General features: G+C 66.7%; 14 protein-coding genes. 11 read left to right on the top strand and 3 right to left on the bottom strand.

What is annotated here, in order from left to right:
• Position 1 precedes the first annotated feature (1 nt).
• From ABT392_RS02430 to uraH, 3 genes are read right to left on the bottom strand one after another with little or no spacing between them, the layout of a single operon-like run.
• Entirely contained in the window at positions 2–1906 is a 1905-nt protein-coding gene (locus ABT392_RS02430) for a beta-N-acetylhexosaminidase (protein ID WP_395386745.1), read from the bottom strand.
• A gap of 52 nt (positions 1907–1958) precedes the next feature.
• Positions 1959–2762 carry a xanthine dehydrogenase accessory protein XdhC gene (gene xdhC, locus ABT392_RS02425; RefSeq protein ID WP_334278521.1) on the bottom strand — a complete coding sequence of 268 codons (804 nt, stop codon included), beginning with the start codon at positions 2760–2762 and terminating at the stop codon, positions 1959–1961.
• 15 nt (positions 2763–2777) lie between these two features.
• On the bottom strand, positions 2778–3122 hold the full coding sequence (gene uraH / locus ABT392_RS02420; protein WP_395386746.1) for a hydroxyisourate hydrolase: 345 nt from the start codon (positions 3120–3122) through the stop codon (positions 2778–2780).
• Positions 3123–3174: 52 nt separating this feature from the next.
• Here uraH and ABT392_RS02415 point away from each other — a divergent pair, with 52 nt between their 5' ends.
• The 11 genes from ABT392_RS02415 (at position 3175) to ABT392_RS02365 (ending at position 17404) form a co-directional block, all read left to right on the top strand.
• Positions 3175–3846 carry a GntR family transcriptional regulator gene (locus tag ABT392_RS02415; RefSeq protein WP_395386747.1) on the top strand — a complete coding sequence of 224 codons (672 nt, stop codon included), beginning with the start codon at positions 3175–3177 and terminating at the stop codon, positions 3844–3846.
• Complete coding sequence (gene puuE, locus ABT392_RS02410) at positions 3843–4790, top strand: allantoinase PuuE (protein WP_395386748.1); 948 nt, start codon at positions 3843–3845, stop codon at positions 4788–4790. Before ABT392_RS02415 ends, puuE begins: the two co-directional genes overlap by 4 nt.
• Positions 4791–4793: 3 nt before the next feature.
• On the top strand, positions 4794–6563 hold the full coding sequence (uraD, locus tag ABT392_RS02405; RefSeq protein WP_464970894.1) for a 2-oxo-4-hydroxy-4-carboxy-5-ureidoimidazoline decarboxylase: 1770 nt from the start codon (positions 4794–4796) through the stop codon (positions 6561–6563).
• A complete protein-coding gene (locus tag ABT392_RS02400) occupies positions 6560–7789 on the top strand; it encodes a M20 family metallopeptidase (RefSeq protein WP_334278516.1) in 1230 nt (409 codons plus the stop codon). The genes uraD and ABT392_RS02400 overlap by 4 nt, the downstream gene beginning before the upstream one ends.
• A gap of 33 nt (positions 7790–7822) precedes the next feature.
• Positions 7823–8647 carry a substrate-binding periplasmic protein gene (locus ABT392_RS02395; RefSeq protein ID WP_334278515.1) on the top strand — a complete coding sequence of 275 codons (825 nt, stop codon included), beginning with the start codon at positions 7823–7825 and terminating at the stop codon, positions 8645–8647.
• 30 nt (positions 8648–8677) lie between these two features.
• Positions 8678–9085 (top strand): DUF2946 domain-containing protein, encoded by a 408-nt coding sequence (locus ABT392_RS02390; RefSeq protein ID WP_334278514.1) that lies wholly within the window; start codon positions 8678–8680, stop codon positions 9083–9085.
• 73 nt (positions 9086–9158) lie between these two features.
• On the top strand, positions 9159–11603 hold the full coding sequence (locus tag ABT392_RS02385) for a TonB-dependent receptor (RefSeq protein ID WP_395386750.1): 2445 nt from the start codon (positions 9159–9161) through the stop codon (positions 11601–11603).
• An 8-nt stretch (positions 11604–11611) separates the two neighbouring features.
• On the top strand, positions 11612–12124 hold the full coding sequence (locus ABT392_RS02380; protein WP_395386751.1) for a YcnI family copper-binding membrane protein: 513 nt from the start codon (positions 11612–11614) through the stop codon (positions 12122–12124).
• Between the two features lie 30 nt (positions 12125–12154).
• Entirely contained in the window at positions 12155–12976 is an 822-nt protein-coding gene (locus tag ABT392_RS02375) for an urease accessory protein UreD (protein ID WP_464970893.1), read from the top strand.
• 28 nt (positions 12977–13004) lie between these two features.
• The gene (locus ABT392_RS02370) at positions 13005–15131 is read left to right on the top strand and encodes a prolyl oligopeptidase family serine peptidase (RefSeq protein WP_464970892.1); all 2127 of its coding nucleotides are present in this window, start codon (positions 13005–13007) and stop codon (positions 15129–15131) included.
• 575 nt (positions 15132–15706) lie between these two features.
• Entirely contained in the window at positions 15707–17404 is a 1698-nt protein-coding gene (locus ABT392_RS02365) for an MFS transporter (RefSeq protein ID WP_395386753.1), read from the top strand.
• Positions 17405–17409 lie beyond the last annotated feature (5 nt).

The following is a 17409-nucleotide window of genomic DNA, read 5'->3' as shown; positions in this document are numbered from 1 at the left end:
CTCACCTGGCGGCCAGACGCCGGCGCAGCTCGGCCACCGGCATCACCATCAAGCGCCCCAGCGGCTTGCCATCGCGGTAGCTGATCACCTTGAGCTGCTGTGCGTCCTTGGGCACGGCCAGCGGTGCGGTGTAGGCCGGGTAGAACTGGTCCGGCAGGGAGCCATCGAAGCTGTAGTGCAGGCTCAGCCCCGCGACCTCGCTGCTCAGCTCCACCATCAAGGGGCCCGGCGGCTTCTCGCTCGCCTTGAAGGCGGGGTCGTAGAGGCTGGGCGCGTACTTCACGCCGGCCGCCGTCAGGCGCTCGAAATGGGCCTCGACACGCGGCACGAAGCCCTCCCAGCGCTTGTGCTCCTTGGGGCTCCACAGGGTCTCGGCCACGGCCAGGGCGCGGGGCCAGGTCATGTACTGGAGCTGGCGCTGGTTGTAGATCTGCTCGGTCCAGAGATTGGCCTGACCACCGAGCACACGGCGGGCATCGACGCCCTCAGGCAGCGGCTCGAACTGATAGGTCTTGGACAGCCGCACCGTGCCGTAGACCGGTGCCTCCAGCACCGCATCGCCCTGCATCAGGTCGAGGTAGACGAAGTCATTGGGCGACATCACGACCTGGTGGCCGAGGCGCGCCGCCTCGATGCCACCCTTCAGGCCGCGCCAGCTCATCACGGCGGCTTCGGGCACCAGGCCGCCTTCGAGGATCTCGTCCCAGCCCATCATCTTCTTGCCCTCGGCCGCGATGATCTTCTGCAGGCGTGTCACGAAATAGGCTTGCACCGCATTGAAGTTCGGCAGCTTCTCGCGCTCCATCAAGCCCTTGATCGCCTCGCTCTTGGCCCAGAAGTTGCGCGCCGTCTCGTCGCCGCCCATGTGCACATACTCGAACGGGAACAGCTGAGCCAGCTCCGAAAACACCTGGCGCGCAAACTCGTAGACCTTCTCGTTGGCGGGGCACAGTGTGTTGTCGACCAGGCTGGACAAATGTCCTCCGGCCGGCCAGACCAGCAGCGGCTCGCCTGCATTGACGGCAAAGCTGCCCGGCTCGCAGGCCAGCTCCGGATAGGCGGCCAGCGCCGCCAGGCTGTGGCCCGGCATGTCGACCTCGGGCATCACGTCGATGTGGCGGGCCTTGGCATAGGCCACGATCTCGCGCGCCTGCTCCTGCGTGTAGAAGCCGCCGTAGTCCCTGGCCTCGTCGGCGGCCGGCGGCGCGAAGCTGCCGAACCGGCCCACCTTGCCCACCCGCCAGGCCCCGACCTCGGTGAGGCGCGGCCGGCTCTTGATCTCGATGCGCCAGCCCTGGTCGTCGGTCAGGTGCCAGTGCAAGAGATTGAACTTGTACTTGGCCATCTGGTCGATGAAGTCCTTGACCTCGGCAACGCTGAAGAAATGCCGCGAGACATCGAGCATCAGGCCGCGCCAGCCAAAGCGCGGATGATCGCGAATCACAACAGCCGGCATTGCCCACTTCACCTGACGCGCCACCGCATCACCCTCGACCTCCTTGGGCAGCAGCTGAAGCAAGGTCTGCACGCCATGAAAGGCGCCGGCCGGCGTGGCCGCGCCGAGCGCGACCGACTGCCGGCTCACGGTCAGCAGATAGCCATCGGCCGGCAGGCCCGCGTCCGCGCGCAGACCGATCACGATGCGATTCAGCGCCGCCCGATTCGACGAGGCCTTGAGCACGGGAATCTTGAAGCCTGTGACGCGGCGCAGGCGCAGGGCCAGGTCTTGCCCAATCGCATCCAGCTCTTCGGACTGGACAGCGATGCTGGTGCCGGCATTGATCCTGAACTCGCCGGCCTGGCGAGCGAGCGAGACCGGCGCGGGAATGAGGGCGGGCACCGGCAGGTCGGCGGCCATCACCTCTGCGGCGGCCCACATTGACAGAAAGGCGATCAACTTCTTCATCACACAACATCCCAGCGTGCAGACTCAGTGGCGATGATTCTCGCCTGGGGCTTCAGTGCTGCTGAAGCAGCTGGGCGGCTACCGCCACCGCGATCACTTCGGGCTGCTTGCCGGCAATGCCGGGCACGCCGATGGGGCTGGTGATGTGCGCCAACTCTTCGGCCGTGAAGCCGCGCGCCTCGAGCCGATGCCGGAAGCTCGCCCACTTGCTCTTGCTGCCGATCAGGCCGATGAAGGGCAAGTCGGCACGCTCGCGCTGGCGCTGCAGGCAGGCGGCCACGATGTCCAGGTCTTCGGCATGGCTGAAGCTCATGATCAGCACGCGGCTGCCGGGTGCCAGGTCTGGCACCGCACGTTGCACCGGGTCGGAATGCTCGGCGCGCACGCCTTCGGGCAAGGCCTCGGGAAAGATCTCGTCGCGGCTGTCTATCCAGTGCAGATCGATGGGCAGGCGTGCCAGCACCAGGGCGATGGCACGGCCCACATGGCCGCCGCCGAACAAGGCCACGCTCATCAGCGGTGTCGGCGCCAGCCTTTCTCGCAGGCCGGCAATGTCAGCCGCGCCAAGCAATTCGAAGCGCAGATGCACCACGCCGCCGCAGCATTGGCCGAGACTCGGCCCGAGCGCAAACCTGCGCAGCGGCTCGGCCACCGCACCCGACGCCAGCGCTGCGCGGGCCTGGGCAATGGCATCGAACTCCAGTTGCCCGCCGCCAATCGTGCCGAGCAGGCTGGCAGCGCCCACCGCCATCCAGGCGCCCTGCTCGCGCGGGCCGCTGCCCTGCACGCGGGCCACCGTCACCAGGACGGCCGGCTCACGGGCCAGCAGCAATCCGAGCGTCTGCCAGTTCTGCATGACCGCTGCTTCGCTTCAGCTGCCTCGGTAGGTCGAATACGACCAGGGGCTGGCCAGCAGCGGCACGTGGTAGTGGCCGGCGGCATCGGCGATGCCGAAGTCCAGCGGCACCTCGTCCAGAAAGGCCGGCTCGGGCAGCTTCTCGCCGCGGGCCCGGAAATAGGCAGCGACAGCGAAGACCAGGCGATAGCGGCCTGGCTTCATGGCATCGCCTTCCAGCAGCGGTGCATCGGCGCGGCCATCGCTGTTCAAGCTCAGCGACTTGATCAGCTCGCCCCTCGCATCAAGCAGGCGAACGGCCATGCCGGCGGCCGGGCAGCCATTGGCGGTGTCGAGCACGTGGGTGGTGAGCTTGCCCATCGTTGGAGTCCTTTCCGGATTGGATGCCAAAGTGTATACACTCCAGCACACCATGGCCGACATCGTCTCCAGCACGGACAGAATCGCCGCCTCGATCACGCAGGCCATCGTCGAGCGCCGGCTGATGCCGGGCACCCGGCTCGCTGAGCAGCAGCTGGCCGACATCTACGGCGTCTCGCGCACGCTTGTGCGCCAGGCCTTGAACCAGTTGAGCCGGCATCGCCTGGTCACCCTGACGCCGGCACGCGGTGCGTGCGTGGCCGAACCGAGCGTGGAAGAAGCGCGCCAGGTCTTTGAGCTGCGCAAGATGCTGGAGTCATCGCTGCTGGCCCAGCTCTGCAACACGATCACGCCAGCACAGATCAGGCAGTTGCGCGAGCACCTGAAGCTGGAGCGCGAAGCCTTGAAGCGCACCGATGTGCCCGGTCGCACGCGGCTCCTGGCGGACTTTCATGTGCTGCTGGCGCGCCTGCACGGCAACGAGGTGCTGGCCGAGACACTGGCTGACCTGCTCTCGCGCTGCTCCCTGATCGCCCTGATGTACCAGAGCAGCCACTCGGCCGCCGAGTCGCAGGCCGAGCACGAGGCCATCGTCAACGCCTTGCAGGCACGAGACAAGCGCGCACTGATGAAGCTGCTCGACAACCACCTCGGCAATGTCGAGGCCAATCTCAAACTGGAGCCGCGCGCGCCCGACCTGGCTGCCGCGCTGAAAGCCGCATGAGCAAGAACTACCCGCGCGACCTGGTCGGCTACGGCCGCAACCCGCCCGATCCGCAATGGCCCGGCGGCGCGCGCGTCGCCCTGCAATTCGTCCTCAACTACGAAGAGGGCGGCGAGAACTCGGTCTTGCATGGCGATGCTGGCAGCGAACAGTTCCTCTCCGAGATGTTCAACCCGGCCAGCTATCCGGCCCGGCATCTGAGCATGGAAGGCATCTACGAGTACGGCTCGCGCGTCGGCGTGTGGCGATTGCTGCGCGAGTTCGAGCGCCGCGGCCTGCCGCTGACCGTGTTCGGCGTCTCGATGGCGCTGGAACGCCACCCCGAGCTGACGCAAGCCTTTGCCGAACTCGGCCATGAGATCGCCTGCCACGGCTGGCGTTGGATTCATTACCAGGGCATGGCCGAAGCCGAGGAGCGCGAGCATCTGCAACGCGGTGTCGAGGTCATCCAGAAGCTCACCGGCCACAAGCCCAGCGGCTGGTACACCGGCCGAGACAGCCCCAACACACGCCGCCTGGTGGCCGACTTCGGCGGCTTCGAGTACGACAGCGACTACTACGGCGACGACCTGCCCTTCTGGCTGCAAGTGAGGAAGAGCGACGGCCAGCTCGCGCCACACCTGGTCGTGCCCTACACGCTGGACTGCAACGACATGCGTTTCTGCCTGCCCCAGGGCTTCAGCCACGGCGACGAGTTCTTCGAGTACCTGCGCGACAGCTTCGATGTGCTCTATGAAGAAGGCGGCCACGGTCGCGCTTCGATGATGAGCATCGGCATGCACTGCCGCCTGCTCGGCCGCCCTGGACGGATGAAGGCACTGCAAAGGTTTCTCGACCATGTGCAGAAGCACGACCAGGTCTGGGTCGCGCGCCGCATCGACATCGCCCGTCACTGGCGGGCCAGGCATCCTTTCGACGCCAGCAAGGCCCGTGTTTGGGAATGACTGATGGGAATGACACTTGAACAGTTGAACGCGGCCAGCGCGGACGAGTTCGTCGCGCTGCTAGCAGGCACCTACGAGCATTCGCCGTGGATTGCCAAGCGGGCCGCAGGGGCACGCCCGCTCCTGTCCCTCGCGCATCTGAAAGCTGTCATGGCCGACGTCGTCCGCTCTGCCAGTCTCGATGAGCAACTGGGCCTGATCCGCGCTCACCCTGAGCTCGCCGGCAAGGCCATGGTCAGCAAGACGCTGACCGCTGAGTCGACCAACGAGCAAAGCAAGGCGGGCCTGACCGACTGCACGCCGGAAGAATTCGCGCGGCTGCAGCAGCTCAATGCCGACTACAACGAGCGCTTCGGCTGGCCCTTCATCCTGGCGGTGCGCGGGCCGCGAGGCCTGGGCCTCTCGCGAGCGCAGATCATCGAGACCTTCGCCCGCCGGCTCGATAATCATCCGGACTTCGAGCGGGCCGAGTGCCTGCGCAATATCCACCGCATTGCCGAGATCCGCCTGAACGACAAGTTCGGCGTCACGCCCACGCTCGGCCAGCAGGTCTGGGACTGGGCCGAAACCTTGGCCTTGCATTCCGACCCCGGATTCAAGGAGCAAGGCCAGCTCACCGTCACCTATCTCACCGAAGCGCATCAGGCGTGCGCCGCACAGCTCCGGCAATGGATGCTGGATTGCGGCTTTGACGAAGCGAGCATCGACGCGGTGGGCAACGTCGTCGGCGTCTATCGAGGGTCTGATCCAGGCGCCAGGCGCCTGCTGACCGGTTCTCACTACGACACGGTCCGCAACGGCGGCAAGTACGACGGGCGGCTCGGCATCCTGGTGCCTTGTGTCTGCGTGCGCGAGCTCAAACGCCAAGGCCGTCGCCTGCCCTTCGACCTCGAGGTCATTGCCTTTGCCGAAGAGGAAGGCCAGCGCTACAAGGCCACATTCCTGGGCTCCAGCGGATTGACGGGTCATTTCAACCCGGCCTGGCTGGCGCAGCGCGATGCCGATGGCATCACGATGGCTGAGGCCATGCGGGCGGCCGGCCACGCAGGCACCATGCCGCCGATACAGGAGCTCAGGCGCGATCCGCAGCATTACCGCGGCTTCGTCGAGGTCCACATCGAGCAAGGCCCGGTGCTGGACGAACGCGACCTGCCGCTGGGCGTGGTCACTTCGATCAACGGCAGCGTGCGCTACCTCGGCGAGATCGTCGGGCAGGCCTCGCATGCCGGCACCACGCCCATGGGCAGCCGGCGCGATGCAGCGGCGGCCGTGGCGGAACTGGTGCTGTTCGTCGAAGCGCAGGCGGCCTCGATGCCGGAGGTCGTGGGCACCGTCGGCATCCTGAGCGTGCCCGCGGGCTCGATCAACGTGATTCCGGGTCGCTGCCAATTCAGCCTGGACCTGCGTGCGACGACCAATGCCGCACGCGATGCGCTCGACCTCGCGGTGCGAGAGGAACTGCAAGCGATATGCCAGCGCCGCGGCTTGCACTACAAGCTTGACCAGACCATGGTTGCCGCTGCCGCGCCCAGCGATGCCGCGCTGCAAGCCCGCTGGGAAGCAGCTGTCCGGTCCCTTGGGCTGCCGGTCTTGCGCCTGCCTTCCGGAGCCGGCCATGACGCGATGAAGCTGCACGAGGTGATGCCACAGGCCATGCTCTTCCTGCGCGGTGGCAATGCCGGCATCAGCCACAACCCGCTGGAAACCATCACCGCCGACGACGCCCAACTCTGCGTCGAAGCCTTCCAGCACCTGCTTGATTCCTTCCGATGAATCACTACGAACAACTCGACGCCTGGATCAACGCCCACTTCGACGAGGAAGTGCGCTTCCTGCAGGAGCTGGTGCGCGTGCCCACCGACACGCCGCCTGGCAACAATGCGCCGCATGCCGAGCGCACGGCCGAGTTGCTGGCGGCAATGGGTTTGATTGCGGAGAAGCATGCAGTACCGGCAGATGCCGTGAAGGCGCAGGGGATGGAGTCCATCACCAACCTGATCGTGCGCAAGCCCTTCGGCGCCGGCGGGCCGACCATCGCGCTCAACGCGCATGGCGACGTGGTGCCACCGGGCGAAGGCTGGCGCCATGGCCCGTACAGCGGCGACATCGAGAATGGCCAGCTATACGGCCGCGCCTCGGCGGTCAGCAAGAGTGACTTCGCGACCTATACCTTCGCCGTGCGCGCGCTCGAATCGCTGGGTCTTCCTTTGAAAGGCGGCGTCGAGCTGCACTTCACCTATGACGAGGAGTTCGGCGGCGAGCTGGGCCCCGGCTGGCTCCTGAAGAACGGGCTGACCAAGCCCGATCTGCTGATCGCTGCCGGCTTCAGCTACCAGGTGGTCACGGCACACAACGGCTGTCTGCAGATGGAAGTGACGGTGCACGGCACGATGGCGCACGCAGCAATTCCGGACACTGGCGTCGATGCGCTGCAGGCTGCGGTCGCGATCCTGACTGCGCTCTATGCGCGCAACGCCGAATACAAGAAGCTCTTGTCCAAGGTGCCGGGTATCAAGCACCCCTATCTGAATGTCGGCCGCATCGAGGGCGGCAGCAACACGAATGTGGTGCCCGGCAAGGTCAGCTTGAAGCTGGACCGCCGGATGATTCCGGAAGAAGACCCGGTGCTCGTCGAAGCCGAGGTGCGGCGCACCATCGAGCAGGCTGCCGCTGCCTGCCCTGGCATCCGTGTCGAGATCAAGCGCCTGCTGCTGGCCAGGTCATTGCAGCCTCTGCCTGGCAATGCCGCGCTGGTCCAGGCCCTGCAGAGGCACGGCGAGGTGGTGTTCGGCGAACCTGTTCCCAGCTCCGGCACGCCGCTCTACACCGATGTGCGCCTGTATGGCGAGCACGGCATTCCGGCCGCCATCTACGGTGCCGGGCCGCGCACGGTGCTGGAGTCGAACGCCAAGCGGGCCGATGAGCACCTGGACCTGCAAGACCTGCGTCGCGCCACAAAAGTCGTGGCGCGCACGCTGCTGGAGTTGCTGGGCGCCTGAAACAGGGGGCCGGCACGTGTCACACTTGTCACCATGAGCTCGCCCGCCAACGAAGCCAGCCCGACCCGCCGCGCCCTGCTGGCTGCCGCCGGCCTGTGGCTGGGCTTGCCGGCTGCGCGCGCTTCGCTGCCGCCGCTCCAGCTCCTCAGCTACTACGACTACCCGCCCTTCGTCACCGGCCCGGGGCAGGGCCTGACCTTCGATCTGACGGAATGGCTGAAGCTGCATATCGGCAACGTCGCGGCCGAGCTATTGCCTCGCCGCCGAGTCGATGTCTTGGCATCGCAGCCCGGTTGGGCCGGCGTGGTGCCCTGGGTGGCGCCCAGCTGGTTTCCCAGTGCGCCGCAGCAGCCCTATGTCTGGAGCGAGCCGCTGATGAACGACGAAGATCTGGTGCTCAGTCGCAAGAGCAAGCCGGTGGCGTTCGAGGGCGTCCAGTCGCTGCGCGGTCTGACGCTGGGTGGCGTGTTCGGCCATGTCTACCGCGACACCGACCCCATGACGGAGCGCGGCGAGTTGCGCCGGATCGATGCTTTCACCCAGGAAGCCAATCTGCGCATGCTTCTGCTGGGCCGGGTTGACGCCATCTTTCTGTCGCGCAGCGGCCTGGGTTGGTGGCGCCAGCGGATTGCCGATTTCGACAAGCAGATCGAGATCGCAGCCCTGCCACGATTGCGCTTCCAGCGCCATCTGATGATTTCGACGCAATTGCCGGCCGAGCAGCGTCAGGCCTTGCTCGAGGGCGTGGTCAAACTGCGTGCCTCACCCGAGTGGCGCGACATGCTGCAGCGCTACGAAATCAGGCTCGCCGACCAGGAGCCTTTGCGCCTGGCACCGCGGACCCTGGCCAGCGCCTGAAGCCCAAGTGGCATCGGTAGAATCCCTGCCGTGCACTTCGCAACCCGTCGCCCCCCTCTTGCAAGCCTGCGCTGGCTGGTCGTCCTGACCTTCTGGCTGGGAGCGATTGCGCCGGCGATGTCGATGGCCCTGGCCGCCCAGCGCGGAGAGCTGGCGCCCTGGGCGCAGCTCTGCCGCTCCAGCCTGGTATCGCCCCGCGCACTGGCGGGCGAGTTCGGGCAGGCGCCGAGCGACGACCAGGCCACGCATGCAATGTTCAAGCATTGCAGCTTCTGCAGCCTGCACCAGCAAGACCTGGCCCTGCCGCCACCGGCAGCGCCCGCCCTGGCCTTGATCCAAGGCCTGCGCTTCGGCCCGCCGGAGCGCTTCTTCAGCGCAGACCGCACGGCCCATGCCTGGCGGCTCGCGGCCGCCCGGGCACCTCCCGCTTCGATCTGAGCCTCGCTGCACCAGCCTGCCGCCTTCTGCGTGGCCGGCTGCGCCATCTCGATCGAACCGGAAGTGTTCCGCCATGCCACACAAGAATTTCAAGTTGGGCGCCCTGCCCTTTGCCGTCCTGAGCTGCCTGCTCCTTTTGACCACCCCAGCCCGCGCCTGCGATGAATGCGGCGAGGGGGACGAAGACGCCCCTGCGAAGCAGCAACAGCAAGCGCAGCAGACCACCGCCCCGACGCGCAACAAGCTCGGCCTGGTGCAGGTCAAGGGCCAGGCCCCGACCTCCCTGCCCACCAATATCCCGACCACGCTGGAAGGCATCAAGCGCGCCGACCTCGAGCGCTCCATCAACGCCACGGACTCCGAAGACGCCCTCAAGTACCTGCCCAGCCTCCTGGTGCGCAAGCGCTACATCGGCGACTACAACCACGCCGTGCTGTCCACCCGCGCCTCGGGCACCGGCAACAGCGCCCGCTCGCTGGTGTTCGCCGACGGCATCCAGCTGTCCAACCTGCTGGGCAATGGCGCCAGCTTCACACCGCGCTGGGGCCTGGTGACGCCCGAGGAAATCGAGCGCGTGGACGTGCTGTACGGCCCCTTTTCGGCCGCCTACTCGGGCAATGCGGTCGGCGCCGTCGTCGACTACCAGACCCGCATGCCGCAGGCCTTCGAGGCCCACGTGAAGCTGAACCTGGCAAAGCAGCCGAATGACCTGTACGGCGCGCGGCGCGACTTCGATGCCAAGCAGATCAGCGCCTCGCTGGGGGATCGGAGCGGCGCCTTCAGCTGGTGGATCAATGTCAACCGCCTGCAAAGCAATGGCCAGCCCCTGACCTTCCCGACCAGGCTGGCCAGTTCCGGCGCGGCCGCCGGCACTGGCGCCGTGAGCGTCGCCGGTGCCGTGCTGGACAAGAACCGCAGCAACGTCGACTGGTACCTGCTCGGCACCGCCACCGAGTACGACACGACTCAGAACCATGCCAAGCTCAAGCTGGCCTACGACATCACGCCCGAGCTACGCGCCAGCTATGTGCTCGGCTACTGGGGCAATGCCTCGGACGGCAGCTCGCGCAGCTATCTGCGCGACGCCAGCGGCAACGCCGTGACGAACCGCTACAGCGGCGACATCAGCCAGGCCGTGCTGATCGACGGCAAGCGCTACACCCTGGCGGCATCGGACTTCGCCCAGAGCCACGAAGACCTGGGCCACACCATGCAGGCCTTCAGCCTGAAGAGCCGCAGCGGCGGTGCCTTCGACTACGAGCTGGCCGCGAGCAAGTACGACTACGGCACCGACCTCGCCCGCGCCTACGCGCCGACAGCCAAGGCCCAGCCCGAAGCCGGCCGCATCACCGACCAGAACGGCACCGGCTGGACCACGCTGGCAGCCAAGGGCGTCTGGCGCTCGGATCGGCACAGCGTCGACTTCGGCGCCTCGCAGGAGGACTACCAACTCAGCACGCGGGTCAACCTGACGAACGACTGGCTGAACGGCGCGGCCAGCGCCTTCAGCTCGCGCTTCGCAGGCGAGACGCGCACCCAGGCCTTGTTTGCCCAGGATGCGATCCTGCTGGGGTCGGCCTGGCGCACGGTGCTGGGTCTGCGCGCCGAGCATTGGACGGCACGCGACGGCATCACCGAGAGCGCCTTCACCGGCACCGCCGACCGAGGCAGCTGCAGCACTGCCAGCCAGCGCTGCTCGCTGGTCCATCCGCAACGCAGTGCCAACTACCTCAGCCCCAAGGCCGCACTGGCCTACCAGCTGAGCGACGACTGGGTGCTCAAGGCCAGCACCGGCCGGGCGATCCGCTTCCCGACCGTGAGCGAGCTCTACCAGGGTGGCGTCAATGCCTCGGGTCAGGCGATCAACAACAACCCGGACCTGAAGCCCGAGCGCAGCTGGACCAGCGAACTCTCGGCCGAGTGGAGCATCGGCGCCGGTGCGCGCGCCAGCTCGCTGCGCGCCACGCTGTTCAACGAGGACAGCCGTGACGCCCTGTACTCGCAGCTGAATACGGCCACCAACGCCAATACCGTGCAGAACATCAAGCGCATCCGCACGAACGGTATCGAGCTGGCCTACAGCACAACCAGCGGCTGGACCGAAGCGCTGCTCAAGGGCCTGTCGCTGCTGGGCAGCCTGACCTTTGCCGACTCCAAGATCCTCGCCAACGACGGCTTCGTTGCCGTGGCTGGCGACACCATCGGCAAGCAGCAGCCGCGCGTGCCCCGCTGGCGTGCAACGGTGCTCGCCACCTGGCAGGCCACGCCCGACCTGTCGCTGAGCTATGGCGCTCGCTACAGCGGCCCGCAGTTCAGCACGCTGGACAACAGCGACCCGAACGGCTTTGCCTACCAGGCCGCCAGCAAGTACTTCACCACCGACCTGCGCGCGCAGTGGAAGCTCAACAAGCAGTTCACGCTGTCGGGCGGCATCGACAACCTGAACAACTACCAGTACTGGAACTTCCATCCCTATCCGCAGCGGACCTTCCACGCGGAACTGAGGTTTGACCTGTGAGGCGCCCCATGAAAAAACTAGTTCTGACAGGCACATTGCTTCTTGCCAGCGCGGCCCAGGCCCACATCACGCTGGAGCAGCGCGAGGCCGAAGCCGGCAGCACCTACAAGGCGGTGTTCAAGGTGGGGCACGGCTGCGATGGCTCGGCGACGCGCCAGATCACGGTCACGCTGCCAGCCGGCTTCAAGGGTGCCAAGCCCGTGCCCAAGGCCGGCTGGCGCCTGAGCCTGCGCATGGAGAAGCTGGCTCAACCCTATGAAAGCCACGGCAAGCCGGTGACCGAGGGCCTGGCCGAAGTCACCTGGTCCGCCAACAGCGAAGCCGACTGGCTGCAGGATGCCTGGTACGACGAGTTCGTCCTGCGCGGCACGCTGCCGCCAGAAGCCGGCCCGCTGTGGTTCAAGGTCCGGCAAACCTGCGTGCAGGGCGAGTCGAACTGGGCCGAAATGCCGCCCGAGGGAACGTCGACACGGGGCCTGAAGACACCGGCAGCCCTGCTGCACTTGACGCCGAAGAAGTAGCGCGAGCATGGTCCTTGCTAAGCTGACTCCATGGCTTGGCAAGGACATCTCTCGCTCGACTACCGCCTGGGGGCCCAAGGCGGCACCACCGCACTGGACCGTCACGAAGGCCCCTTGCGGGTCTTGCAACGGCTCTACCCGGAGGGGCCGGCGATCTGCCACCACGTGCTGGTGCATCCGCCCGGCGGCATCGTCGGCGGCGACCAGCTGGAGATCGAGGCCAACCTGGCCGAGGGCACCCATGCCTTGATCACCACGCCGGGCGCCACGCGCTTCTATCGCAGCGCGGGTCAGCCGGCAACGCAGAGCCTGCGCGCGCGCCTGGCGCCCGGCGCCAGACTGGAATGGCTGCCGCTGGAAACCCTGGTCTACAACGGCGCGCTGGCCGAGAACCGGCTGTCATTCGATCTGGCAGCAGGCGCCGAAATGATGGGCTGGGACCTGCTGGCCCTGGGACTGCCTGCCGCCGACCAGGCTTTCCAGCGCGGCCACTACCAGCAGCATCTGGAGATTCCAGGCCGCTGGCTGGAGCGCGGCCGCATTGCGGCGGACGACGCGCTCCTCCTGAATTCCAGGCTGGGGCTCGATGGCCACAAGGCCATGGGCACGCTGTGGTTCGCCGCTGGCTCGGCCCTGCCGCGCGAGCGGCGCGAAGCCTTCATCGACGCCGCCCGCGCCATCACCAGCGCCTACCCGGTCGGCGTCACGGCGCCCGAGGACGGTCTGATCGTCCTGCGCATGCTGGCCCCCCGAGTCGAGCCTGTCTTTGGTCATATGTCGGAAGTCTGGGCACAATGGCGCGCGCTTGCCTGGGGCCTGGCGGACAGCCGCCCGCGGGTCTGGCGCACCTGACGAAGATTCCCCTCGAGGAGACATGCCAATGAAGAACACCGTTGCTGCCCTGGGCCTGATCGCCCTCGCCGCCAGCATCTCGGCCCAGACGCTCAGCTATCCGCAGACGCGCAAGGTCGATCATCACGACACGTACCACGGCCAGCGCGTGGCCGACCCGTACCGCTGGCTGGAAGACGACAACAGCGCCGACACCAAGGCCTGGGTCAAGGCCCAGAACGCGGTGACGGACAAGTTCCTCGAGGCGATGCCGCAGCGCCTGCCCACGCGCAAGCTCTACACCGAGCTCTACAACTACGAGAAGTTCGGCATTCCCTTCAAGGAGGGCGGCCGCTATTTCTGGACCCGCAACGACGGCCTGCAGCAGCAAAGCGTCTACTACACGGCCGCCAAGCTCGGCGACAAGCCCACCGTGGCGCTCGACCCGAATCGGCTGTCCAAGGACGGCACCGTCGCGCTCTCGGGCTTCGTGCCCTCGCCGGACGGCAAGCTCGTCGCCTACGGCATCGCCGCCTCGGGCTCCGACTGGCAGACCTGGAAGCTGCGCGACCTGGCCTCGGGCAAGGACCTGGCCGACCAGATCGACTGGGTGAAGTTCTCCAGCGCCAGCTGGACACCGGACGGCAAGGGTTTCTTCTATTCGCGCTACGACGCTCCGGCACCTGGCGTGGCCCTGACCGGCGCCAACTACTTCCAGAAGCTCTACTACCACCGCATCGGCACGCCGCAGTCGGCCGACCAGCTGGTGTTCGAGAACAAGGATGACAAGCAATGGGGCTTTGGCGCCGAAGTCAGCGATGACGGCAGCCTCGTCTACCTGGGCATCTGGAAGGGTGCCGGCAGCAAGAACGCCTTGGCCGTGCTGCCGCTGAACAAGGGCAGCTATGTTGCCGGCAGCAAGGTCCAGATCATCGACCAGAGCTTCGATGCGCAATACCAGGCCGTGGGCAACGACGGCAACATGGTCTTCGTCAAGACCGACAACGGCGCCTCGCGCGGCCGCCTGATCGCCATCGACCTGAAGAAGCCGGAACGCGCTAACTGGAAGACGCTGATTGCCGAGACGGCCGACACCATGACCAGCGCGCATGCCGTGGGCGGCCGCTTCCTGATGGGCTATCTGCGCGACGCTTCCACGCTCGTCAAGGTGCACGGCCGCGACGGCAGCTTCATCCGCGACGTGCAATTGCCCGGCGTTGGCAGCGGCGCCGGCTTTGGCGGCAAGTGGACGGACACCGAGACCTTCTTCAGCTACACCAGCCTGACCACGCCGACGGAAGTCTGGCGCTATGACGTGGCCACCGGCCAGGCCTCGGTGTTCCAGAAGCCCAAGACGCCCTTCGAGGCCGAGCAGTTTGAGACCCGCCGCGAGTTCATCACCAGCAAGGACGGCACCAAGCTGCCCATCTTCATCGCCCACAAGAAGGGCCTGAAGCTGGACGGCAACAACCCGACGGTGCTGTACGGCTATGGCGGCTTCAACTCGCCGATGACGCCCACCTACGGCATCACCGCCGCCACCTGGATGAAGATGGGCGGCGTCTACGTGATCGCCTCGATCCGCGGCGGCAGCGAGTATGGCGAGTCCTGGCACGAGGCCGGCACCAAGCTGAAGAAGCAGAACGTGTTCGACGACTTCATCGCCTCGGCCGAATGGCTGATCGCCAAGAAGTACACCCAGCCCTCCAAGCTGGCCGTGAACGGCGGCAGCAATGGCGGCCTGCTGGTCGGCGCGGTGGTGAACCAGCGCCCCGAGCTGTTCGGCGCCGCGGTGCCGCAAGTGGGCGTGATGGACATGCTGCGCTTCCACAAGTTCACCATCGGCTGGGCCTGGACCGGCGACTACGGTTCTAGCGAAGACCCGACCGAGTTCAAGGCGCTCCTGGCCTACTCGCCGCTGCACAACGTGACCTCGATGCGCAACTACCCGGCCATCATGGTCACCACCGGTGACCACGACGACCGCGTCGTGCCCGCGCACAGCTTCAAGTACACCGCCGCCCTGCAGGCCGCAGACACCGGCAGCGCACCGAAGCTGATCCGCATCGAGACGGCCGCCGGCCACGGCGCCGGCAAGCCCACCTCGAAGATCATCGAGGAGCGCGCCGACATGCTGGCCTTCTTCGCCAACACCTTCAAGCTGGACATCAAGTGAACTGACTTGGCGACGGCCTCTTAAAGCCCGATAAGCCGGGCTTTAGCAAAGCGGTTAATTGAACTGTTTTAGAGGCCATCAATAAAAGCTGGGCAGAGCGGCGTTCTTCGCCGCTTTGTCGCATCAAGACCGCGCGAAGATGTCTCCCATGCCAGCACAGCACACCATCTTTATCGCCCGCCTCCAGGCACCCCGGTTCGCCCTGAACCGGGCGCGAACTTGACGGTCGCTGCAACCGGCACTCTCCCACAGTTGTTCATCAACGGCGCCCAGGCCGCGAGCTGCTAGCGGCTTGCTCTGCCCTGCGCTGTCACGGCGACGCACGCCGCGGCCCCATGCCCGAGCCTCCCGGCCTGCGGCGTCCTAGGGCGGCAAGCGCGCTCTTGAAGGCGGATCTCGAAAGGGGTCCGCCTTTTTCTCTTTCATTCCCTGGCCCATCAAGAGTCCCAGCTCCCTCATCCAGGCGACATGGCAGGGAATCACCTGCCCGGCAGCCTTGACCGCGCTGTCGATAATCCCGGCACTGCAAATTTCCGGTTCGCCGCTGCGTTCGCGCTGTGGTGGCCCCTCTTCCGATGCGACTCCCCAATCTGCTGGCCACCAGCCGCGGCCGCCTGGCCGCCTTCTGTGCGCTCTATGTGACCGAGGGCATTCCCCTGGGCTTTGCGGCCACCGCCGTGGCCACGCAGTTGCGCCGCATGGGCGTGGGGCCGGCCGAGATCGGCCTGTTCGTCGCCTCGTTCTACCTGCCCTGGGCGTTCAAGTGGGCGTTCGGCCCCTTCATCGACGTGTTCCGCTCGCAGCGCCTGGGCCACCGCCGGGGCTGGATCCTGGGCACCCAGATCATGATGGCGCTGACCTTGCTGTCGCTGGTGTTGGTGCCGCTGCCCGACGGGCTGTGGCTGTTCACCGCCATCCTGCTGGTTCACAACTCCTTTGGGGCCATGCAGGACGTGGCCATCGATGCGCTGGCCTGCAATACCTTGCGCGAGGACGAGCGTGGCCTGGCCAATGGCCTGATGTTTGCCGGCGCGGCAGTGGGCCAGGCCATCGGCGGCGGCGGTGTGCTGTTCCTGATGAGCGTGACCGGCTTTCAGGGCAGCTTCATCTTCGTGGCGGGCGTGATCCTGGCGGTCACCACCTTCATCGTGCTGCCCATGAAGGAAGCCGTGGTGGCCAATGCCGCCAGCCAGGCCGCCGGATCGCTGCGCGAGGCGGGCGCCGAGATGAAGAAGTTCGCGGTCGACTCGTTCCGCTCCTTCATCGGCACCAAGGGCGCGTTCTCGGGCGTGTTCTTCGCGCTGCTGCCGGCCGGCGCCATGTCGCTGGGCCTGGCCCTCCAGTCCAATCTGGCCGTCGAACTTGGCATGGATGATGATCAGGTCGGCGCGCTGAGCCTGGTATCGATGATCGTCTCCGCCGCCTGCATGGTGCTGGGCGGCTATCTGTCGGACCGACTGGGCCGCCGCCCCACGCTGTTCGTCTACCTGCTGGGCATGAGCCCGCCGGTGTTCTACCTGATGTGGGTGCTGCACAGCCATGGCTATGTGATGCCGCGCGCACCGGGCAGCCATGCGGTCGAGCCGGCACTGGTGACGGCACTCTGGATCGCCTCCATCTGGTACAGCGTGTTCCAGGGCCTGATGTACGGCACCCGCTCGGCCATCTTCATGGACGTGACCAACCCACGCGTGGCGGCCACGCAGTTCACCGCCTACATGGCGATGATGAACCTGGCGATTGCCATCGCCGCCAGCTGGCAGGGCATTGCCGTGGAAGCCTGGGGCTATCCGATCACCCTGCTGGTGGACGGGATCACCGGCGTGCTGTGCCTGCTGCTGTTGCCCGCCTTGAAGAAGTCCAGCGTGGTCAGCGACGCACTGGCCGTGGGCCGGGCGCGCAAGTCGGCACTGGTGCTGGGCATCTGCTGCCTGCTCTGGATTCCCTACTGGGCCAACCACGACATGCTGGGCAAGGCCCAGCCCATCATGGGCACCTTCTACACGCTGGTGTTCGTGGCTTCGGCCTTGTTCCTGCTGGCCGGCCGTGAGGTGCTGGGTGAGGCGGCAGGCTTCTGGCGCCGCGCCGCGCTCTGGACCGCCCCGCTCTTGCTGGCCATGCATGCCCGCTACCAGCTGGGCAAGCTGGGCCCGGTGGACGCGGTCGCCAACGTGCTGGTCTATCTGATCCCGCTCGTCGGCGGCATCGTGCTGCTGGGCCTGGCTTCGCGCAGCTGGCAGCAACTGGATGCGGCGGAGCCGGCTTCGGCTTGAGGCCT

The sequence above is a fragment of the Paucibacter sp. JuS9 genome, from assembly GCF_044043925.2.
Taxonomy (GTDB): domain Bacteria; phylum Pseudomonadota; class Gammaproteobacteria; order Burkholderiales; family Burkholderiaceae_C; genus JAUASW01.
The sequence above is the reverse complement of the archived record's forward strand: the minus strand, read 5'-3'. Positions and strand labels throughout refer to the sequence as shown.